Source organism: Kitasatospora sp. NPDC053308 (genome assembly GCF_055585785.1).
In genome coordinates this window covers 11,443-32,433 of sequence record NZ_JBVJJY010000019.1, presented here as the reverse complement: position 1 = coordinate 32,433, position 20,991 = coordinate 11,443, and the positions used below count along the sequence as shown (strand labels likewise).

Sequence of the window (20,991 nt, the reverse complement as noted above, 5' to 3'; positions counted from 1 at the left end):
GAGGCACCCCCACCCATGCGCCCCCACCCGACCGGCAGAGCGTTCGCCGCCGCCCTCGCCGCCCTGCTGCTCCTCCCGCTCTCCGCCTGCGCCAACGACGCCGCCACCGCGAGCCACGGCGCGGTCGCCGCCCCGCCGGGGCAGCAGGTCGACGGCCCCAAGGTCAAGATCATGGTCGGTGGCCTGGACAAGGTCATCTACCTGCCCGCGATGCTCACCCAGCGGCTCGGCTACTTCGCCGAGGCCGGCGTCAACGTCGAGCTGATGACCGAGCCGGCCGGCGTCAACGCCACCACCGCCCTGCTCGCCGGCGACGTCCAGGGCGCCGTCGGCTTCTACGACCACACCATCGACCTGCAGGCCAAGGGTAAGAACGTCCAGTCCGTGGTGCAGTTCGCCCAGGCGCCCGGCGAGGTCGAGGTGGTCTCCACCAAGCAGGCCGACGCCCTCAGGTCCGGTGCCGACTTCAAGGGCAAGAAGCTCGGCGTCACCAGCATCGGCTCCTCGACCGACTTCCTCACCAAGTACCTCGCGGTCAAGAACGGCACCGCCGTCAGCGAGTTCAGCCCGATCGCGGTCGGCGCCGGCCAGACCTTCATCGCCGCGCTCCAGCAGGGCAGCATCGACGCCGGGATGACCACGGACCCGACCGTCGCCACCATCCTGGACAAGGGCCTCGGCAAGGTCCTCTACGACATGCGCACCCCCGAGGGCTCGCGCCAGGCGCTCGGCGGGCTGTACCCGTCGTCCTCGCTGTACATGAACACCGACTGGGTGGCGAAGAACAAGGACACCACCCAGAAGCTCGCCAACGCCTTCGTGAAGACCCTCAAGTGGATGTCGACCCACACCCCCGAGGAGATCGCCGCGAAGATGCCCGCCGACTACGCGCAGGGCGGCGCCGAGCAGTACGCGGCGGCGATCAAGGCGACGCTGCCGATGTTCACCACGGACGGCGTGATGCCGCCCGACGGGCCGGGGACGGTGCTCGCGGTGCTCGCGGCGTTCCACCCGGACGTCAAGGGCAAGGAGGGGTCGATCGACCTGTCGAAGACGTACACCACCGAGTTCGTCGGCAAGGCCACCGGCTGAGCCCCCGCCGCCGCGGTCCCGCGCTCACCCCCACGGGCGCGGGGCCGCCCGCGTCACACGCCCCGGATGCGTCACACGCCCTGGACGCGTCACACGCCCCGCCCGCGTCACACGCCCCGGACGTTCAGCACGTCCATCCGCGACGGCGTCCCGGCCGCCTTGCCGCAGCTCTCCGGACGCGGCGGCTCGCTCGCCGACTCGATCACGTCCACCTCCCAGGCCCGGCCGTCCCGGTGCAGCACCCCGACCAGCCAGCGGCCCTCGCCGTCCGGCCGCTGCGCCAGCGTGAGCGCGTCCACCCGGGTCTCGCCGATCAGCTCCCGCACCGCGTGCTCGGCCGCCTGACCGGGGCGGTCCCAGCCGGAGCAGCCCCGCGACCACTGCGGCACCATGTGCCCGGCCGCCGTCGCCGCCAGCACCTCCTTGGCGCTCTCCGCGGTCAGCCGCCCGTACGCGTAGCCGTACGGCAGCACCAGCATCGTGGGGGAGAAGCGGTGCCCGCCCAGGTGGGTCACCTCCCACACCTCGCTGTGCCCGGCCGCCGCCAGCTCCGCCGCGAGCGGACGCCCCAGGAGCGCGCAGCAGCGGTCCCGCCGCCCGTTGGTGCACACCAGGGCCACCGGGCCGCCCACGTGCTCCGCGCCGAAGCCGGTGTGGTCACCCGCGCCCAGCGCCGCGAAGTCCAGCGCCGACAGCTCCGCCGGATCCGCCACCTGTGCCCGGCGCACCCAGCCGCGGCCGGGCACCGTGTGCGCCACGATCACCTCGTGCCGCGCCGTCGGCAGGCAGTCCGCGTGCCGCCCGGGCCGTCGGATCAGCGCCACTCGTACGGCCGTCCCCGCCGTGGCGGCCTCCAGCGCCCGCCCGACCGCCGGGTCCAGATGGCTCTCGGCCAGGGCCTTGGCACCCCACGGCCCGTTCTGCTCCACCAGCAGCCAGGTGGTCGCCACCGCCGCCGTCGCGGCCAGCGGCTCCGAAAGTTCACGCGACACGGTCGCACAGGTGCTCACGCGGGAAAGGCTACCCTCACCGGATCACCCGGCCGTCGAGCCCCGGAGACGACGGAGGGAGGGACGCCGCACGGGCGCCCCTCCCTCCGTCCGCCGTCACGCCGGGCCGGCGACCACGGCGACCGGAGTGGTGACCGGGGTGCCCGAGCCGTCGCGGCGCGGGTCGCGCTCGGGCAGGGTGACCGGGGCGCCCTTGGCCGTGGCGGCGCGCGCCGGGGCGGCGCCCGCCCACGCGAAGGACAGGGCGTCCTCGCCGCGCAGGAAGCGCTGGCAGCGCACCCCGCCGGTCGCGCGGCCCTTGCGTGGGTACTGCTCGAACGGGGTGACCTTCCAGGTCGTCTGCTCGCCGCCCGCCAGCGTGCCCGAGGCCGTCGCCACCGAGACCACCACGGCGTCCGCGGCCGGATCCACCGCCGTGAACGACAGCACCCGCGCGCCGTCGGCGAGCTTGATGCCCGCCATGCCGCCGGCCGGGCGGCCCTGCGGACGGACCTGGCCCGCCGGGTAGCGCAGCAGCTGCGCGTCCGAGGTGATGAAGACCAAGTCCTCCTCGCCGGTGCGCAGTTCGACCGCGCCCACCAGCTCGTCACCCTCCTTGAGGGCGATCACCTCGAACTCGTCCTTGTTCGCCGGCCACTCCGGCACCACCCGCTTCACCACGCCCTGCACGGTGCCCAGCGCCAGCCCCGGCGAGGACTCGTCCAGTGTGGTCAGCGCCAGCACTCGCTCCCCGGCCTCCAGCCGCAGGAACTCGCCCACCGCGGCACCGCCCGCCAGGTTCGGCGACGGCGTCGGCGGCAGGGCGGGCAGGTCGATCACCGGCAGCCGCAGCACCCGGCCCGCGGACGTCACCACGCCCACGTCCGCCCGCGCCGTCGCGTGCACCGCCGACACGATCACGTCGTGCTTCGAACGCTCCTCCGACAGCTCGAACGGCTCGCCGTCCGCGGTGCGCGCCAGCAGGCCCGTCGAGGACAGCAGCACCCGGCACGGGTCGTCCGCGACCTCCAGCGGCACCGCCAGCGCCGCCGCCGGCGCCGCGCCCGCCTCCAACAGCACCGTCCGCCGCTCGGTGCCGAACTGCTTGGCCACCGCGCCCAGTTCGGACGAGACCACGCTGCGCAGCTTGCCGTCCGACTCCAGGATCTCGGTCAGGTCCGCGATCTCCGAGTTGAGCTTCGCCTGCTCCTGCTCCAGCTCCACCCGGTCGAAGCGGGTCAGCCGGCGCAGCGGGGTGTCCAGGATGTACGCGGTCTGCGTGTCCGACAGCGAGAAGCGCTCCATCAGGCGCTCCTTCGCCTGCTGGGCGTTGTCACTCGACCGGATGATCGCGATGACCTCGTCGATGTCCAGCAGCGCCACCAGCAGGCCCTCGACCAGGTGCAGCCGCTCCTGCCGCTTGCGGCGGCGGAAGTCGCTGCGCCGGCGCACCACGGTGAAGCGGTGGTCGACGTAGACCTCCAGCAGCTCCTTCAGGCCCAGCGTCAGCGGCTGCCCGTCCACCAGCGCCACGTTGTTGATGCCGAAGGTCTCCTCCATCGGCGTCAGCTTGTACAGCTGCTCCAGCAGCGCCTCCGGCACGAAGCCGTTCTTGACCTCGATCACCAGCCGCAGCCCGTGCTCGCGGTCGGTCAGGTCCTTGACGTCCGCGATGCCCTGCAGCTTCTTCGCGTTGACCAGGTCCTTGATCTTCGAGATGACCTTCTCCGGGCCGACGTTGAACGGCAGCTCGGTGACCACGATGCCCTTGCGGCGGGCCGTCACCGCCTCCACCGTCGCCGTCGCCCGGATCTTGAACGTGCCGCGGCCCGACTCGTACGCGTCCCGGATCCCCGACAGGCCCACGATCCGCCCGCCGGTCGGCAGGTCCGGACCGGGGACGAACCGCATCAGCGTGTCCAGGTCCGCGTTCGGGTGCTTGATCAGGTGCCGGGCGGCCGCCACCACCTCGGACAGGTTGTGCGGCGGCATGTTCGTCGCCATGCCCACCGCGATGCCCGTCGCACCGTTCACCAACAGGTTCGGGAACGCGGCCGGCAACGCCAGCGGCTCCTGCTCGCTGCCGTCGTAGTTCGGGCCGAAGTCGACGGTGTCCTCGTGGATCGACTCCACCATCGCCATCGCCGCCGCGGTCAGCCGCGACTCGGTGTAGCGCATCGCCGCCGGCGGGTCGTCGTTGCCCAGCGAACCGAAGTTGCCGTGCCCGTCGATCAGCGGCAGCCGCATCGAGAACGGCTGCGCCATGCGCACCACCGAGTCGTAGATCGACTGGTCGCCGTGCGGGTGCAGCCGGCCCATCACCTCGCCGACCACGCGGGCGCACTTCACGTGCGCGCGCTCCGGGCGCAGGCCCATCTCGTTGGCCTGGTACAGGATCCGGCGGTGCACCGGCTTCAGACCGTCCCGCGCGTCGGGCAGCGCCCGCGAGTAGATCACCGAGTAGGCGTACTCCAGGAAGGAGCCCTGCATCTCGTCCACGACGTCGACGTCGAGGATCCGCTCCTCGAAGTCTCCGGGCGGCGGGGTCTGCGAACTGCGGCGGGCCATCGCGGCGGGGCTCCCTTACGTGTCGCTGGCTGTGTGTCTCGGTCGGTCGTCGGTCGGTCGTCGGCCGGTCTCCGCCGTACCGCCGCCGGACCCGTCAACCGGGACGGCCGACAGGGCACGGCGCCCCCATTGTGGACCCTCGCGCCGACACTCCCGGTCAGCGGCCCTCTTCCGCCCCTGGCGAACGACCCGGTCCGCGCGGACACGAACACGGCTCCCGCACGTTGCACCACAATGGGGGACGCCACACGAACCCCCGACATCGACGACGGGAAGGACCCGAGCGCATGGCCAACCCGGCCCCCGCCTCCAGCCGAGGCATCGCCATCACCGAGCACCGCCTGGCCAACGGGCTGCGCGTCGTCCTCTCCGAGGACCACCTGACCCCGGTCGCCGCCGTCTGCCTCTGGTACGACGTGGGCTCCCGGCACGAGGTCAAGGGCCGCACCGGCCTCGCCCACCTCTTCGAGCACCTGATGTTCCAGGGCTCCGCCAACGTCTCCAACAACGGCCACTTCGAACTGGTCCAGGGCGCCGGCGGCTCGCTCAACGGCACCACCAGCTTCGAGCGCACCAACTACTTCGAGACCATGCCCGCCCACCAGCTGGAGCTCGCCCTCTGGCTGGAGGCCGACCGGATGGGCTCGCTGCTCGCCGCGCTCGACGACGCCTCCATGGAGAACCAGCGCGACGTCGTCAAGAACGAGCGCCGCCAGCGCTACGACAACGTCCCGTACGGCACCGCCTTCGAGAAGCTCACCGCGCTGTCCTACCCCGAAGGCCACCCGTACCACCACACGCCGATCGGCTCCATGGCCGACCTCGACGCGGCCACGCTGGAGGACGCCCGCACGTTCTTCCGCACCTACTACGCGCCCAACAACGCCGTGCTGTCCGTCGTCGGCGACATCGACCCCGAGCAGACCATCGCCTGGGTCGAGAAGTACTTCGGCTCCATCCCCGCCCACGACGGCAAGCAGCCGCCGCGCTCCGGCGAACTCCCCGACACCATCGGCCGGGAGATCCGCGAGGAGATCCACGAGGACGTCCCGTCCCGCGCCCTGATGGCCGCCTACCGCCTCCCGCACGACGGCACCCGCGAGGCCGACGCCGCCGACCTCGCCCTGACCATCCTCGGCAGCGGCGAGTCCAGCCGGCTGTACAACCGGCTCGTCCGCCGCGACCGCACCGCCGTCGCCGCCGGGTTCGGCCTGCTGCGCCTGGCCGGCGCCCCCAGCCTCGGCTGGCTCGACGTCAAGACCTCCGGCGACGCCACCATCGCGCAGATCGACGCCGCCGTCGACGAGGAGCTCGCCCGCTTCGCCGCCGAGGGCCCCACGCCCGAGGAACTGGAGCGCGCCCAGGCCCAGATCGAGCGCGAGTGGCTCGACCGGCTCACCACCGTCGCCGGCCGCGCCGACGAACTCTGCCGCTACGCCGTCCTGTTCGGCGACCCCAAGCTGCTGAACGACGCCCTCCCCAAGGTCCTCGACGTCACCGCCGAGGAGGTCCAGGCCGTCGCCAAGGCCCGGCTCCACCCCGACAACCGGGCCGTCCTCGTCTACGAGCCGACCGCCGCCGAGACCGACGCCGACACCGACGCTTCCGAAGAGGAGGGTGCCGCCGTATGAGCACCGACTACGTCCCCGCCATGACGTTCCACCCGCAGCCGCAGCCCGGCACCCCCAGCCCGTGGGCCTTCCCCGCCCCCGAGCGGACCGCCCTCGGCAACGGGATCACCGTGCTGCACTGCCACCGGCCCGGCCAGCAGCTGGTCGCCGTCGAGGTCCTCCTCGACGCCCCGCTCGCCGCCGAGCCCGAGGGACTGGACGGCGTCGCCGCGATCCTCGCCCGCGCCCTCAACGAGGGCACCGACACGCTCACCGCCGAGGAGTTCGCCGGCGAGCTGGAGCGGGCCGGCGCGACCCTGGACGCGCACGCCGACCACCCGTGCATCCGGGTCTCCCTGGAGGTCCCCGCCTCCCGGCTCCAGCGCGGCCTCTCCCTGCTCGCCGACGCCCTGCGCGCGCCCGCGCTGCCCGAGGCCGAGATCGAGCGGCTGGTCGCCAACCGCCTGGACGAGATCGTCCACGAGCAGGCCAACCCCGCCCGGCGCGCCGCCAAGGCCCTCTACGCCGAGCTGTTCGACGCCGCCGACCGCCTCTCCCGGCCCCGCTCCGGCACCGCCGACACCGTCAAGTCGATCGACCGCGCCGCCGTCAAGGCCTTCTACGACGCCCACGTGCGCCCCGCGACCAGCACCGTCGTCGTGGTCGGCGACCTCACCGGCGTCGACCTGCCCGCCCTCCTGGAGAGCACCCTCGGCAGCTGGACCGGCTCGGCCGCCGAGGCCTCGGTGCACGCCCCGGTCGCCGGCGACGACCACGGCCGCGTGGTCATCGTGGACCGCCCCGGCTCCGTCCAGACCCAGCTGCTCATCGGCCGGATCGGCCCCGACCGCCACGACCCGGTCTGGGCCGCCCAGACCCTCGGCACCTACTGCCTCGGCGGCACCCTCACCTCCCGCCTGGACCGCGTCCTGCGCGAGGAGAAGGGCTACACCTACGGCGTCCGGGCCTTCGCCCAGCCGCTGCGCTCCGCCGCCGACGGCAGCGGGCGCTCGCTGCTCGCCATCAGCGGCTCGGTGGACACCGCCTCCACCGCCCCGGCGCTCGCCGACACCTGGACCATCCTGCGCACCCTCGCCGCCGAGGGCCTCACCGAGGCCGAGCGCGACGAGGCCGTGCAGTTCCTGGTCGGCGTGGCCCCGCTGAAGTACGAGACCGCGGGCTCGGTGGCCGGCACCCTGGCCGACCAGGTGGAGCAGCACCTGCCGGACGACTACCAGGCCGAGATCTACCGGCAGCTCGCCGAACTGTCCGCCGCCGCCGCCACCGAGGCGGTCGTCGCGGCCTTCCCGCCGGACCGGCTGGTCACCGTGCTGGTCGGCGACGCGGCCACGATCGCGGACGACGTGCGGGCGCTCGGCATCGGCGAGGTCACCGTCGTCAGCTGACCCCGGTCCCTCCGGCCCGGTGGAGCACCCGCTCCGCCGGGCCGTCGCCGTTCTAAATCCCTTGCGGGCCGCTCGGGTTCCGTGGATAGATGTTCCCCGACGCACAGCACGTGCGAACTGCGACGAACGGGAAGGGAGGCGGTCACCATGCGGGTCGAGCGAGTGATGCGACGACGCTCCCCAAGGCCGTATTCCCCCCGTGTCGCCCTGGGCCTCTGAGCCCCACCCCCGGACTTCCCCGAGCCGCGCCGGGCTCGCTGTCGCGTGGCACCCCATGTCCTCGAACCACTCGACCCCTGGAGGTCGTTCACCCATGTCGTACACCGAAATCCCCGGCGTCCGGGTCCCGATCCGGATGTGGACCGATCCCGCGACGGTCGAGGGCGCGGCCATGCAGCAGCTGCGCAACATCAGTTCGCTGCCCTGGCTGCGCGGCCTCGCCGTGATGCCCGACGTCCACCTGGGCAAGGGCGCGACGGTCGGCTCCGTGATCGCGATGAAGGACGCCGTCTGCCCGGCGGCGGTCGGCGTCGACATCGGCTGCGGGATGAGCGCGGTGAAGACCTCGCTCACCGCCGACGACCTCCCGGACGACCTCTCCGGCCTGCGCAGCAAGATCGAGCAGGCCATCCCGGTCGGCCGCGGCCTGCACACCGACCCGGTCGACCCGGCCAAGCTGCCCGGCTTCCGTACGACGGGTTGGGACGACTTCTGGCAGCGCTTCGACGGCATCGCGGAGGACGTCAAGTGGCGCCGCGAGCGGGCGATGCAGCAGATGGCGACGCTCGGCGGAGGAAATCATTTCATCGAACTGTGCGTCGATACGACCGGTGCGGTCTGGCTGATGCTGCACTCCGGCTCCCGCAACATCGGCAAGGAGCTGGCCGAGCACCACATGGGCGTCGCCCGCTCGCTGCCGCACAACCAGGGCCTGATCGACCGGGACCTCGCCGTCTTCCTCGCGAAGACCCCGGAGATGGCGGCCTACCGCCAGGACCTCTTCTGGGCGCAGGAGTACGCGAAGCACAACCGCGCGGTCATGATGGCGCTCTTCCAGGACGTCGTCCGGCGCGAGTTCGCCAAGGCCGAGGTCGGCTTCGACGAGGTGATCAGCTGCCACCACAACTACGTGGCGGAGGAGCGGTACGAGGGCGTCGAGCTGCTGGTGACGCGCAAGGGCGCGATCCGGGCCGGCTCCGGAGACCTCGGGATCATCCCGGGGTCGATGGGGACGGGCTCCTACATCGTCCGCGGCCTGGGCAACGAGGCGGCGTTCAACTCCGCCTCGCACGGCGCCGGCCGCAAGATGAGCCGCAACGCCGCGAAGAAGCGGTTCAGCACGCGGGACCTCGCCGAGCAGACCGCGGGCGTGGAGTGCCGCAAGGACAGCGGCGTCGTGGACGAGATCCCGGGCGCCTACAAGAACATCGAGAAGGTCATCGAGCAGCAGAAGGACCTCGTCGAGGTGGTCGCGCACCTCAAGCAGGTCGTCTGCGTCAAGGGCTGACCGACGGGCCCGTCCGGCGGAAGGCGGGTCTCAGGGGGCCGAGCACGGCAGATCGGGGTGCCACCGGGGATCCGGTGGCACCCCGATCGGGTGGGTGCGCGGTCTCAGGCCGCGGCGGGGAGCTCGTCGAGGCCTTCGGCGACGAGCTTGGCGAGGCGGTCGAGGGCCTGGTCGGCGTCGGGGGCGTCGGAGGCCAGGATGACCTCGTCACCGCCCTGGGCGCCCAGGGCGAGCAGGCCGAGCATGGAGGCGGCGTTGACCGGGTTGCCGCCGGGCTTGGCGATGGTGATCGGCACGCCGGTGGCCGTGACGGCCCGGACGAAGACGGAGGCGGGACGGGCGTGCAGGCCCTCGGCCCAACCGATGGTGACGCGGCGCTCAGCCATGAGACGTGCCTTTCCGGTGAAGCTGGTCACGGCCGTGCTCGGGGAGCGGGGGAAGCGGCCATGTTGTCTAGACCAGTGTTGCACGCAGCCGACCCCGGTGAGGCGCCGCGTTCAGGAGTTGTGATTGTTTCTTTTCGGGGCATAAACCCCCGGCTTCCGGTTGCGTCCACCCTGCCGTGCGCACGAGCCGGGCGCCATCCGGCCCGCCGCCGGATAACCTGACGAATGTGGACGACTCCGCGGTGGCGAACGCCGAGCAGCAACCGGACTATCCGCAGCACTGGGAGGCCGACATCCTGCTGCGCGACGGCGGTACGGCCCGGATCCGGCCGATCACGCCCGCCGACGCGGGCCGCCTGGTGGAGTTCTACGAGCAGGTCTCGGAACAGTCCAAGTACTTCCGCTTCTTCGCCCCCTACCCCCGGCTCTCCGCGAAGGACGTCCGACGCTTCACCCACCACGACTTCGTGAACCGCGTCGGCCTCGCGGTGGTCGTCCGGGACGATTTCATCGCCACCGTCCGCTACGACCGGATCGACGCCGAGGGCCGCCCCTCCGCCACCGGCACGGACGCCGAGGTCGCCTTCCTGGTGCAGGACGCCCACCAGGGCCGGGGCGTGGCCTCCGCGCTGCTGGAGCACATCGCCGCCGTCGCCCAGGAGCGCGGCATCCGCCGTTTCCAGGCCGAGGTGCTGCCGGAGAACCGGAAGATGGTGAAGGTCTTCACCGACGCCGGCTACACCCAGCGCCGGAGCTTCGCCGACGGCGTGGTCCACCTGGAGTTCGACCTCGAACAGACCGACCGCTCGCTCGCCGTGATGCGCGCCCGCGAGCACCGCGCCGAGGCGCGTTCGGTGCAGCGGCTGCTCACCCCGCGCTCGGTCGCGGTGATCGGGGCCTCCCGCACCCCGCAGACGGTGGGTCGGGCGATCCTGCGCGACCTGCTGGCGGGAGCCCCGGCCGGGTTCCCGATCCACGCGGTGAACCGCAACGCCCGGCCCGGCAGCGAACTGGACGGCGTCCCGGTGCACCGTTCGATTCTGGACATTCCCGGGCCGGTGGACCTCGCGGTGATCGCCGTCCCCGAGGGCGCCGTCCCGGCCGCCGTCGCCGAGTGCGGCGCCCACGGCGTGCAGGGCCTGGTGGTGGTCACCGCCGGCTACGCGGAGACCGGTCCGGAGGGCCGGGACCGGCAGCGGGCGCTGGTCCGCCAGGCCCGCGCGGCCGGGATGCGGGTGGTCGGCCCGAACGCCTTCGGGCTGATCAACACCGATCCGGCGCACCCGCTGAACGCCTCGCTCGCGCCGCGCCTGCCCGGCCGCGGCGGCTTCGGGATCTTCTGCCAGTCCGGCGCGATCGGGGTGGCCCTGCTGGAGGCCGCCCACAAGCGCGGCCTCGGCGTCTCCTCCTTCGCCTCGGTGGGCAACCGCGCCGACGTCTCCGGCAACGACTTCCTCCAGTACTGGGCGGAGGACGAGGCCACCCGGGTGGTGCTGCTGTACCTGGAGTCCTTCGGCAACCCGCGCAAGTTCACCCGGATCGCCCGCCGGCTGGCCGCCGCCAAGCCGATCGTGGTGGTCAAGGGCGCCCGGCACACCGGCAGCCTGCCGCCCGGCCACGCCGTCCCGGCCACCGCCACCGCCCTGCGCGACGCGACCGTCGACGCGCTGTTCGAACAGGCGGGCGTCATCCGGGTCGGCACCATCACCGAGCTGTACGACACCGGCGAGCTGCTGGCCCTGCAGCCGCTGCCCACCGGGGACCGGGTCGCGGTGGTCGGCAACTCGGACTCGCTCGGCCTGCTCACCTACGACGCCCTGCTGAGCGCGGGCCTGCGTCCGCGCACACCCGTCGACCTGACCACCGCCGCGACCGGCGAGAACTTCCGGATCGCCCTCGACGTCGCCCTCGCCGACCCGGCGGTGGACGCGGTGATCGCCGTCGCCATCCCGCCGATCGGGACCTCCGCGCACGCCTTCATGGGCGGCCGGCTGACCGGCGAGGACGATCCGGCGATGGGCTCGGACGACCCGGAGATCGCCGCCGCCCTGCTCGAAGCCGGCCGGCGTGCCCGGGAGTTGGGCAAGCCGCTGGTGCTCGCCCACCTGGCGCTGACCGACCTGCCGGCCCGGCTGCGCCCCGGCGGCATCCCCGCCTACCCGGCGCCCGAGCGGGCCGTGCAGGCCCTCGGCCACGCCGTGCACTACGCGCAGTGGCGCCGCCGTACGGCCGAGGCGGAGGAGACCGCGCGCGTCCCCGAGCTGGACCGGATCGACGAGCCGGGCGCCCGCGCCCTGGTGGCGCGGGAGCTGAGCACCCGGGCCGCCACGGCCGCCCGCACCCAGCCCGGCGGCGCCCGGATCACCCTGTCGGACGCCGCGGCCCGCGCGCTGCTGGCCCACTACGGCATCGACGTCTCGCCGACCCTCCCGGCCCCGGACGAGGCCACCGCCCTCGCCGCGGCGGCCTCGCTCGGCTACCCGGTGGCCCTGAAGGCGACCGCCCCGCACCTGCGCCACCGCCCCGACCTGGGCAGCGTCCGGCTGGACCTGACCGGTGAGCCGGGTCTGCGCCGCGCCCACCGCGAACTGGACGCGCTGCTCGGTGGCGCCGCGCAGGCCGAGCTGGTGGTGCAGCGGATGGCACCGCGCGGCGTGGACACCGTGATCGGCGCCACGGTCGACCCGGCCGTCGGCGCGATCCTGTCCTTCGGCCTGGCCGGCGCGCCGGCCGAACTGCTGGGCGACACGGCGCACCGGCTGGTTCCGGCCACCGACCAGGACGTCGCCGGGCTGATCCGGGAGGTGCGGGCGGCGCCGCTGCTGTTCGGCTGGCGGGGCGCGGAGGCGGTGGACACCGGCGCTCTGGAGGAACTGCTGCTCAGGGTGTCGCAGCTGGTGGACGACGTCCCGGAGATCGCCTCGGTGGACCTCGAACCCGTGGTCGTGGCCCCGCACGGGCTGGCGATCCTGGGGGCGCGGGTGCGGGTCGCGCCCCTGCCCGTCCGCAGTGATCTGGGCCCGCGCGCGATGAGCACGCTGTAACCTTCCTGGGTTGCGCCCTGCCCGGGCGCTGTTGTCCGAAGCTCGGCGCCGCGCCGCCCGCTTCGTCGGCGGACCATGCCAGGATGGAGATATGGCGAAGACCGGTACCACCACCACTCAGGACCTGCGCTCGGCGATCGAGCGCAGCGGCTACTACCCGGCCCTGGTGTCCGAGGCGGTCGAGTCCGCGGTGGGCCCGGAGCCGATCAGCTCCTACCTGGTGCACCAGGAGACGACCTTCGACGCCAACGAGGTCCGCCGGCACGTGACGGTGCTGGTGCTGACCCCGACCCGGTTCGTGGTGAGCCACACCGACGAGCAGTCGGGGGCCGAGGGCAGCCCCTCGGTGCCGTTCGCGACGACGTCGACGGAGAGCGTCCGGCTGGACCGGATCGGCTCGGTCGTGCTGAGCCGGATGGTGGCGAACCCGGAGACGTACACCCCGGGCACGCTCCCGCGCGAGGTGGTCCTGACCATCGGCTGGGGCGCGGTGCAGCGCCTGGACCTGGAGCCGGCCGGCTGCTCGGACCCGAACTGCGAGGCGGACCACGGCTACACCGGCTCGGCGACGGCTGACGACCTCTCACTGCGGGTGAGCGAGGCCGGCGACGGCCCGGAGACGGTGGCCCAGGCCCTGGTGTTCGCCCGGGCGCTGTCCGACGCGACGATCAACAACGGCCCGCGGGTCTGATCGCCGCCCCCACCGCTACGAATCCGGTTCCATGTCCTTCGTTCCTGCCGACGGCTACGACGCCTTCGAGATCCTTGACCCGGCCGCGGCTCCCGCGCCCCCGTACGGCAGCGGTTCGCTGTGCGACCTGCTGCCCTCGGTGGCGGCGGGCCTCGGCGTGCCCGGGTTCACCGCGACGCTGCCGATCGCCCCGGCGGACCGGGTGGTGGTGTTCCTGGTGGACGGCCTCGGCTGGGAGCTGCTGCTGCGCCACCCCGAGTACGCGCCGTTCCTGTCCTCGCTGGCCGGGAGCTCGCTGGGCGGCAGCGGCCGTCCGCTGACCGCGGGCTTCCCGTCCACCACGGCGACCTCGCTGGCCTCCGTCGGCACCGGGACGCCGCCGGGCCTGCACGGCCTGGCCGGCTACACGGTGGCGGTGCCGGGCGCCGGCTACCTGATGAACCAGCTGCGCTGGCAGCCGCCGACCGAGCCGCACGCCTGGCAGCCGTACCCGACGGTCTTCGAGCAGACGCACCGGGCCGGGGTGGCGACCGCGCAGGTCTCCTCCCCGCTGTTCGCCCAGACCCCGCTGACCAGGGTGGCGCTGTCCGGCGGCACCTTCCACGGCCGCACCACCGGCGAGGAGCGGATGGACCTGGCGGCCTCCTGGCTGGCCGAGCACGACCGGGCTCTGGTGTACACCTACGTCAGCGAGCTGGACGGCGCGGGCCACCGCTTCGGCGTGGACTCCGACGAGTGGCGGATGACCCTGGACGCGGTCGACCGGCTGGCCCGCCGACTGGCCGAGCGGCTGCCGCCGCGGTCGGCGATGTACGTGACGGCCGACCACGGCATGATCGACATCGCGCCGGAGGACCGGATCGACTTCGACGAGGACTGGGAGCTGGGTGCCGGTGTCGCCCTGCTCGGCGGCGAGGGCCGGGCCCGGCACGTGTACGCGGTGCCGGGGGCCGCGGCCGACGTGCACGCGGTGTGGAGCGAGGTGCTGGGCGACCGGATGTGGGTCGCCACCCGGGACCAGGCGATCTCGGCGGGCTGGTTCGGCCCGGCGGTGGACGAGCGGGTGTACGGCCGGATCGGCGACGTGGTCGCCGCGGCACGCGGCGACATCGCGATCGTCGCCTCCCGCAACGAGCCCGGCGAATCCGCGATGATCGGCCTGCACGGCTCGATGACCCCGGTCGAGCAGTTCGTGCCGCTACTCGAAGTCCGCGGCTGATCCCCTCCGTTGACTCTTCTGTGCCCGAACTCCCCTGATGTGAAAGGCCTTTGCCCCACCCATGGCTGAACTGGTGTTCTTCTCGGGCACGATGGACTGCGGCAAGTCGACGCTGGCGCTGCAGATGGACCACAACCACACCGCGCGGGGCCGGCAGGGCGTCATCCTCACCCGGAACGACCGCGCGGGCGCCGCGACGATCTCCAGCCGGCTGGGCCTGCGGGCCGAGGCGGTCGAGGTGACGGACGACTTCGACTTCCACGCGCACGTGGTGCACCGGCTCTCGGCGGGTGGCCGGGTGGACTACCTGATCTGCGACGAGGCGCAGTTCTTCTCCGCCGAGCAGGTCGACCAGCTGGCCCGGGTGGTGGACGAGCTGGGCATCGACGTCTACACCTTCGGCATCACCACCGACTTCCGCACCCGGCTGTTCCCCGGTTCGCAGCGGCTGATCGAGCTGGCCGACCGGGTGGAGGTGCTGCAGGTCGAGGCGCTGTGCTGGTGCGGGGCGCGAGCGACCCACAACGCCCGTACGGTCGGCGGGGTGATGGTGGTCGAGGGCGCCCAGGTGGTGATCGGCGACATCTCGGTGAGCGAGGACGAGGTCGGCTACGAGGTGCTGTGCCGCCGGCACCACCGCCGCCGGCTGACCGCCGCGACGGCCCGCGCCTCGGTGCTCTCCCCGGACGTGCTGCCGTTCGAGGAGCAGCAGGTCTGACCCCCGGGTCCGCGCCCGCTACGCCGAGGCCTCCAGCACGGAGAAGCGCCCGCTACGCCGAGGCCTCCAGCACGGAGAAGTGCCCGCCCTGCGGGTCGGCCAGCCGTGCGGCGCGGCCGTGCGCCGTCTCGTGCGGCGCGACCAGGATCCGGCCGCCGAGTTCCACCGCGTGACGGGCGGTCAGGCCGGCGTCCCGCACGGCGAAGTGGGTGCGCCAGCGCGGCGGGTGGCCGCGCAGGTCGGCGCGGTGCCGGATGCCGGCGACCGGCCGCCCGTGCACCAGCAGCGCGCTCTCCTCCGCTCCGGGCCGGACGGTGCGGTCGAGCACGGCGGCGTAGAAGGCGGCGGCTCCCTCGGTGTCGGGGGTGAGCAGTTCGACCCAGGCTGGTTCGCCGGGTTCGGTGCCGGCCTCCCGGCCGAGGTGTTCCTCGCCCTGCCAGAGGCCGAAGACGGCGCCGGAGACGTCGGCGGCGATGGCCATCCGCCCGGCGCGCTCCGCCTGCAGCGGCCCGACGGCGACGGTGCCGCCGCACTCCCGCACCAGCTGGGTAGTGCGGTCGGCGTCGTCCACGGCGAAGTAGGTGGTCCACTGCACCGGGAAGCCGGTGGCGGTGGAGAGGCCGAGGCCGGCGACCGGCGCCCCGTCGAGCTCGGCCCGGACGTAGTCGCCGAGTTGGCCCGGTCCTGGGGTGTAGGTCCAGCCGAGCAGCTCGCCGTAGAAGGCGCGGGCGCCGGACAGGTCGTCGGTCAGCAGGCTGACCCAGCAGGGCGTGCCCTGGGCCAGTCGGAGTTCCACCGCGGGCAATGCGGGCCTCCTCGTGGGTGGTTGGCGCACGGAAACCTCGTGTGCGAGGGTGATGCTTCCACTCTGGCGGGCGCCCAACCCTCGGGCCGCGCGGAAATCGCGGCAAAGTCCGCACAAAGGGCGGCGGGTCGGCGGCGCTGCGCGACAATGGCCGCCATGACCACCTACAACGACGGTTCCCCGCTGATCTCCGCGGCCGAGCTGGCCGAGGCGCTCGCCTCGGCCCGTCCGCCGGTGCTGCTGGACGTGCGCTACCAGCTGGTCGGCGCCGCGCCGGGCGGCCCGACGGCTGCCGAGGAGTACCGGGCCGGGCACCTGCCCGGCGCCCACTTCGTCGAGCTGGACCGGGACCTGGCGGCCCCGCCCGGCGCCCCCGGCCGGGGCGGGCGCCACCCGCTGCCGGACCCGGAGGAGTTCGGCGCGGCGATGCGCGGCTTCGGGGTGAGCGCCGAGCGCCCGGTCGTGGTGTACGACGGCGCGGCCTCGATGGCGGCCGCCCGCGCCTGGTGGCTGCTGCGCTGGGCCGGGCACCGGGACGTCCGGGTGCTGGACGGCGGCTTCGCGGCCTGGCGGGCGGCCGGGCTGCCGGTGACGGCCGAGCTGCCGGAGTCCGCGGCGGGCGACTTCAAGCCGGTGCCGGGGCAGCTGCCGACGGTGGACGCGGACGGTGCCGCGGTCTGGGCCCGCGAGGGTCTGCTGCTGGACGCCCGGTCGGGGGAGCGCTACCGGGGCGAGACGGAGCCGGTGGATCCGCGGGCCGGGCACGTCCCGGGCGCGGTGTCGGCGCCGACGGCCGAGAACGTGGGCCCGGACGGGCGGTTCCGTCCGGCCGCCGAGCTGGCGGCGCGCTTCCGGGCGCTGGGCGCGGGGGAGCGGGAGACCGCGGTGTACTGCGGGTCGGGGGTGACGGCGGCGCACCAGATCCTGGCACTGGAGGTGGCGGGCCTGTCGGCGACGCTGTACCCGGGGTCGTGGAGCGAGTGGTCGAGCGATGACAGCCGTCCGGTGGCGGTCACCGACCAGCCGGGCTGAGCCGTACCGGCTGAGCTGTACCGGGTTGCGGCGTACCGGCTGAGCGTGCCGGACCGAGACGTGCCGGACCGAGACGTGGGGGGGGGGGGGGGGGGGGGGGGCCCCCCCCCCCCCCCCCCCCGCCACGTCTACTCCTGCTTCTTGCGCCGGCTGCCGAAGACGATCTCGTCCCAGCTGGGCACGGTGGCCCGGCGCCCGGGCCGGACGCCGTCCGCCTCGGCCTGCCGGTCGGTGGTGCCGACCAGGCGCTCGCGGTGCGGTGCGACGGCCCGCGGCATCAGGATGTCGGCGTAGGCCGAGCCCGCGCCGACCGCCGGCGCGGCGGCCGCGGCCGGCTCCTCGCTCTCCTCGGCGACCTCGGCGGCCACCGGCTCGATCGGGGTGGGGCCGCCGACGGCGAGGTCGCCGCGGAACGCGGGGACCACGTCGAGCAGGCTGGTCAGCGAGTCCCGGGCGTCGGCGGTGGCCTCCCGCGACTCGCGGACCTCACGGGCCGACATGATGCGGTCGGCGGAGGGCCGGTCGATCATCGGGCGGGGCGGCCGGTCCTGGGGGAGCCGGGCGATCCGCGGAATGAACGGGAAGACCGAGTCCTCCTCGCGCTCGACGTTCTCGCCGATCAGCGCGCGGGCCTCGTCGTCGTTGGGCTGGACCAGTCGCCGGGGCGGGTCGTACGTCCAGGAGGCGCTGCGGCCCTCGCCGTCGGCCCGGTAGGAGAGGACGACCTCCCAGGTGCCGTCGTCGCGGCGCCAGGAGTCCCAGCGCTCGGTGTCCTTCTCGGCGCCGCGCAGCGCGAGCCGCTCGGCGACGGCCTCGCCGAGCTGCGGGCCGGGCGATTCGCCGTTGCGGCGGATGGCGGTCTTGCGGGCGCGCTCGGCCATGAAGGCGCGCTCGGCGAGGACCGGTCCCTCGAAGCGGCGGACGCGGTCGACGGAGATCCCGGCGGCCTGGGCGACCTCCTCGGCGGAGGCACCGGCTCGTATCCGGGCCTGGATGTCCCGGGGGCGCAGATGGCTCTCGACCTCGATCTCGATCTGGCCGAGGCGCGGCCGGTCGCCGCGGATGGCGGCGCGCAGCCGCTCGTCGATGGGGAGGGTGTACTCCGTGCTGTCGGCAGCCTTGAGCACCAGCCGTGTGCCGTCGTTGCTGACGGCCACAACCCGCAGTTCGGGCACGGTTACCTCCCGGGTGGTGCCTGCCGACGTCACCTGCGTCGCTGCTCCCGTACTGAGTGTGGCCTGCCCGCTCGCGACTGGCCACAACCTTGCTGAGTTCCCCGGCGTGTCGGGCTTACGCCCGGGCACGCCGCTGTGGCACGGTTGCCTTTTTGCCACGTCATCCGTCGACGTCGCGCCTGGGTGTCCCGGCCGTCCTCGCACGCGCAGTGATCGCGACGATCCGGGACGGGCGTCGCCGTGCGTGCCCGTTCCGTGGCTCCTCGTCAAGCTGCCGGTGTAGGCGCAGTCGACAAGTCGACCCAAGGCTCAGGCTTTACGAACAGTACTCCATTCGTGGCATCCGAAGGGGCGGCTCGCCGCTCAAGTCTCCCGCGATTCACGGGAATCTCAAGAGCGCGCGCCTCCGATGGCACACCATCGACGGGGGAACGGTGATCATCTTCACACAATCCGGGTGCACGGAACCGCATTTTCGCCCCTTGTGTCCTTCTTTGGGCAAGATGGAGTGGCTTGTTCGAAGAACAGTCGTACGGACCGAGGGATGTCGATGCCGGAACGGAGCCCCGCCGAGGAGGGCGGCAAGGACGAGCGCAGGCGGATCGATCTGAGTGTGGCTCAGGTCGCGGCGAGTGCGTTGGCCACCGTCGTGGGCGCGCTGTTGGCCTCCGAACTGGGCGTGTACGGAACGATCATGGGCGCTGCGGTGGTGAGCGTCGGGGCCACCACCGGGGGCGCGGTGTTCCAGCACCTCTTCAGGCGGACCGGTGAACAACTGCGCGAGGCGGTGGACCGCGGGCCGAACCGGACCGCGAACGCGCTGCGGCAGGTGCCGGTCGAGGACGGGACTCCGCCGCGGCCGCCGGTGCTCACGGCGGAGTGGAACCAGCCGCAGGTGGTGCGGGCGCGTCGGCGGTGGTCCTGGAAGGGCTACGCGGTGGTGTCCGGGCTGGTGTTCGTGCTGGCGATGACGCCGATCCTGGCGTTCGAACTGGCCACCGGGCAGCCGGTGTCGGCGACCGTCACGGGACAGTCCGGCAGCGGCACCTCCCTCGGCGGCTCGGTGGCGCCCAAGTCCTCCCGGCCGCGGGAGGCTCCGTCGGAGCGGTCGGCCCCGGACGGGGAGCGCGGATCGGGCGCCACGCCGTCCGGTGGTGCCTCGGCCCCGCCGACCGCGCGGCCGAGCCGGGAGCCGAGCGGCACCCCGAGCTCCGGGGCGGGGACGGCTTCGCCTTCGGCGGGCGGGAGTTCGAGCCCGTCGGCCGGCGCCTCCCCGTCGGCGGGCGGTGGGAAGCCCACCGACGGGACGACCTCGCAGCCGCCCGTACCGGAAGCCGGGACGGCGCGGACGACGGTGGCCCCGCCGCCCGCCGGGGCCCCGGCGGGCCAGGGCTCGGCGGACCAGGGCTCGGCGGGCTAGGCGCCGAGCACCCGGCGCAGGTAGTCGTTGCCGAAGACGCGCTGCGGGTCGACCTCGTCGCGCAGGGCGGTGAAGTCGCCGAAGTGCGGGTAGACGCCGGCCAGGTACTCGGCGTCGCGGGTGTGCAGCTTGCCCCAGTGCGGGCGGCCCTGATGGGCGGTCATGAGCTGTTCGACGCCGGTGAAGTAGCCCTGGTCGGCGGTGCCCCGGTAGAGGTGGACGGCGATGTACGCGCTGTCCCGGCCGGAGGCGGTGGAGAGCCAGAGGTCGTCGGCGGGGGCGAAGCGCACCTCGACCGGGAAGCTGACCTTCCAGTCGGAGCGTTCGACCAGGGCCTTCAGTTCGCGCAGCACCTCGCCGACGGCCGCGCGCGGCACCGCGTACTCCATCTCCACGAAGCGGACCCTGCGCGGGCTGGTGAACACCTTGTACGCGGCGTCGGTGTAGCTGCGGTCGGACCAGGCGCGGCTGGCGATCGCGGCGATCGCGGGGACGGAGCCGGGGAAGCGCCGGCCGACCCGGCAGGCGCCCTCCCAGACGGTGTTGGAGAGGAAGTCGTCCTCCAGCCACTCCTTGAACCGGGGCAGCGGGGCGGCCGGCCCCTGGCTGCGGTTGTTGCGCTTGGTGGAGCAGCGGTCGGTGTGCGGGAACCAGTAGAACTCGAAGTGCTCGTTGACGGCGGTGAGGTCGTCGAGCCGCTCCAGCACCTCGTCGAAGGTCATCGGCTGCTCGTGCGCGGTGAGCAGGAAGGCCGGTTCGACGCCGAAGGTGAGCGCGGTGATCACGCCGAGGGCGCCGAGGCCGAGCCGGGCGCCCTGGAAGAGCCGGGGGTTCTCGGTGGGGGAGCAGCGCTGCACGGAGCCGTCCGCGAGGACGATCTCCAGGGCGCGGATCTGGGCGGCGAGCGAGCCGGAGTCGCGCCCGGTGCCGTGGGTTCCGGTGCTGGTGGCGCCGGCGACGGTCTGGACCTCGATGTCGCCCATGTTGGTGAGGGAGAGGCCCTCGGCGGCGAGGATCCGGTTGAGGCGGTGCAGCGGGAGGCCGGATTCGACGGTGACGGTGCCGGCCTCGCGGTCGATCCCGCGGACGGCGGTGAGCGCCTGCGGGCGGATCTGGACGCCGTCCCCGGCCGAGGCGATCGAGGTGAAGGAGTGGCCGGAGCCGACGGCCTTGACGGTGCGGCCCTGTTCGGCGGCACGCAGGATCTCCTTGGCCAGTTCCTCCGCGGTGCCGGGGGCGGCGGAGCGGGCCGGCTCGGCGCTCTGGTTGCCGGCCCAGTTGGTCCACCGGCTGCGGGTCGCGGTACTGGCCTGGGGCATTGCGCTGCCT

16 protein-coding genes are annotated in these 20,991 nt (G+C 73.6%); 10 read left to right on the top strand and 6 right to left on the bottom strand.

All coding sequences use genetic code 11. From position 1 onward, the window contains the following. Positions 1-15 precede the first annotated feature (15 nt). Positions 16-1,092 carry an ABC transporter substrate-binding protein gene (locus ACZ6Y7_RS30935; RefSeq protein WP_465761249.1) on the top strand — a complete coding sequence of 359 codons (1,077 nt, stop codon included), beginning with the start codon at positions 16-18 and terminating at the stop codon, positions 1,090-1,092. A 107-nt stretch (positions 1,093-1,199) separates the two neighbouring features. Here ACZ6Y7_RS30935 and ACZ6Y7_RS30930 read toward each other — a convergent pair whose 3' ends face one another. Together ACZ6Y7_RS30930 and ACZ6Y7_RS30925 are read right to left on the bottom strand one after the other, a co-directional pair. Next, positions 1,200-2,102 carry a sucrase ferredoxin gene (locus ACZ6Y7_RS30930; protein ID WP_465761248.1) on the bottom strand — a complete coding sequence of 301 codons (903 nt, stop codon included), beginning with the start codon at positions 2,100-2,102 and terminating at the stop codon, positions 1,200-1,202. 96 nt (positions 2,103-2,198) lie between these two features. Then, positions 2,199-4,649 (bottom strand): DNA gyrase/topoisomerase IV subunit A, encoded by a 2,451-nt coding sequence (locus tag ACZ6Y7_RS30925; RefSeq protein ID WP_465761247.1) that lies wholly within the window; start codon positions 4,647-4,649, stop codon positions 2,199-2,201. Between the two features lie 287 nt (positions 4,650-4,936). Between ACZ6Y7_RS30925 and ACZ6Y7_RS30920 the strand changes: the two genes are divergently transcribed. From ACZ6Y7_RS30920 to ACZ6Y7_RS30910, 3 genes are all read left to right on the top strand, one after another. Beyond that, positions 4,937-6,280, top strand: a complete 1,344-nt coding sequence (locus ACZ6Y7_RS30920; RefSeq protein ID WP_465761246.1) for a M16 family metallopeptidase — start codon at positions 4,937-4,939, stop codon at positions 6,278-6,280. A gap of 20 nt (positions 6,281-6,300) precedes the next feature. Next, positions 6,301-7,665 carry a M16 family metallopeptidase gene (locus ACZ6Y7_RS30915; RefSeq protein ID WP_465761324.1) on the top strand — a complete coding sequence of 455 codons (1,365 nt, stop codon included), beginning with the start codon at positions 6,301-6,303 and terminating at the stop codon, positions 7,663-7,665. A 313-nt stretch (positions 7,666-7,978) separates the two neighbouring features. Further along, a complete protein-coding gene (locus ACZ6Y7_RS30910; protein ID WP_465761245.1) occupies positions 7,979-9,172 on the top strand; it encodes an RtcB family protein in 1,194 nt (397 codons plus the stop codon). A 104-nt stretch (positions 9,173-9,276) separates the two neighbouring features. Here the strand turns inward: ACZ6Y7_RS30910 and ACZ6Y7_RS30905 are convergent, their stop codons facing one another. Beyond that, entirely contained in the window at positions 9,277-9,558 is a 282-nt protein-coding gene (locus ACZ6Y7_RS30905) for an HPr family phosphocarrier protein (RefSeq protein WP_402223254.1), read from the bottom strand. A gap of 242 nt (positions 9,559-9,800) precedes the next feature. Here ACZ6Y7_RS30905 and ACZ6Y7_RS30900 point away from each other — a divergent pair, with 242 nt between their 5' ends. The 4 genes from ACZ6Y7_RS30900 (at position 9,801) to ACZ6Y7_RS30885 (ending at position 15,230) form a co-directional block, all read left to right on the top strand. Beyond that, on the top strand, positions 9,801-12,602 hold the full coding sequence (locus tag ACZ6Y7_RS30900; protein WP_465761323.1) for a bifunctional acetate--CoA ligase family protein/GNAT family N-acetyltransferase: 2,802 nt from the start codon (positions 9,801-9,803) through the stop codon (positions 12,600-12,602). A gap of 91 nt (positions 12,603-12,693) precedes the next feature. Further along, a complete protein-coding gene (locus ACZ6Y7_RS30895; RefSeq protein WP_465761244.1) occupies positions 12,694-13,293 on the top strand; it encodes a DUF5998 family protein in 600 nt (199 codons plus the stop codon). A gap of 31 nt (positions 13,294-13,324) precedes the next feature. Next, entirely contained in the window at positions 13,325-14,512 is a 1,188-nt protein-coding gene (locus tag ACZ6Y7_RS30890) for an alkaline phosphatase family protein (protein ID WP_465761243.1), read from the top strand. 61 nt (positions 14,513-14,573) lie between these two features. Then, positions 14,574-15,230: a thymidine kinase gene (locus tag ACZ6Y7_RS30885; protein ID WP_465761242.1), complete on the top strand. Its 657-nt coding sequence runs from the start codon at positions 14,574-14,576 to the stop codon at positions 15,228-15,230. A 52-nt stretch (positions 15,231-15,282) separates the two neighbouring features. Here ACZ6Y7_RS30885 and ACZ6Y7_RS30880 read toward each other — a convergent pair whose 3' ends face one another. Then, on the bottom strand, positions 15,283-16,026 hold the full coding sequence (locus ACZ6Y7_RS30880) for a VOC family protein (RefSeq protein ID WP_465761322.1): 744 nt from the start codon (positions 16,024-16,026) through the stop codon (positions 15,283-15,285). A gap of 165 nt (positions 16,027-16,191) precedes the next feature. On the opposite strand from ACZ6Y7_RS30880, the gene ACZ6Y7_RS30875 reads away from it, so the two are divergent. Beyond that, a complete protein-coding gene (locus ACZ6Y7_RS30875; protein WP_465761241.1) occupies positions 16,192-17,067 on the top strand; it encodes a sulfurtransferase in 876 nt (291 codons plus the stop codon). A 128-nt stretch (positions 17,068-17,195) separates the two neighbouring features. On the opposite strand, the gene sepH is transcribed toward ACZ6Y7_RS30875, so the two are convergent. Further along, complete coding sequence (gene sepH / locus ACZ6Y7_RS30870; RefSeq protein WP_465761240.1) at positions 17,196-18,275, bottom strand: septation protein SepH; 1,080 nt, start codon at positions 18,273-18,275, stop codon at positions 17,196-17,198. A gap of 511 nt (positions 18,276-18,786) precedes the next feature. Between sepH and ACZ6Y7_RS30865 the strand changes: the two genes are divergently transcribed. Then, positions 18,787-19,662, top strand: coding sequence for a hypothetical protein (locus tag ACZ6Y7_RS30865; RefSeq protein WP_465761239.1), 876 nt, complete (start codon positions 18,787-18,789; stop codon positions 19,660-19,662). Here the strand turns inward: ACZ6Y7_RS30865 and ACZ6Y7_RS30860 are convergent. After that, positions 19,659-20,981, bottom strand: a complete 1,323-nt coding sequence (locus ACZ6Y7_RS30860) for a D-arabinono-1,4-lactone oxidase (RefSeq protein ID WP_465761238.1) — start codon at positions 20,979-20,981, stop codon at positions 19,659-19,661. The genes ACZ6Y7_RS30865 and ACZ6Y7_RS30860 overlap by 4 nt on opposite strands. Positions 20,982-20,991: the final 10 nt, after the last annotated feature.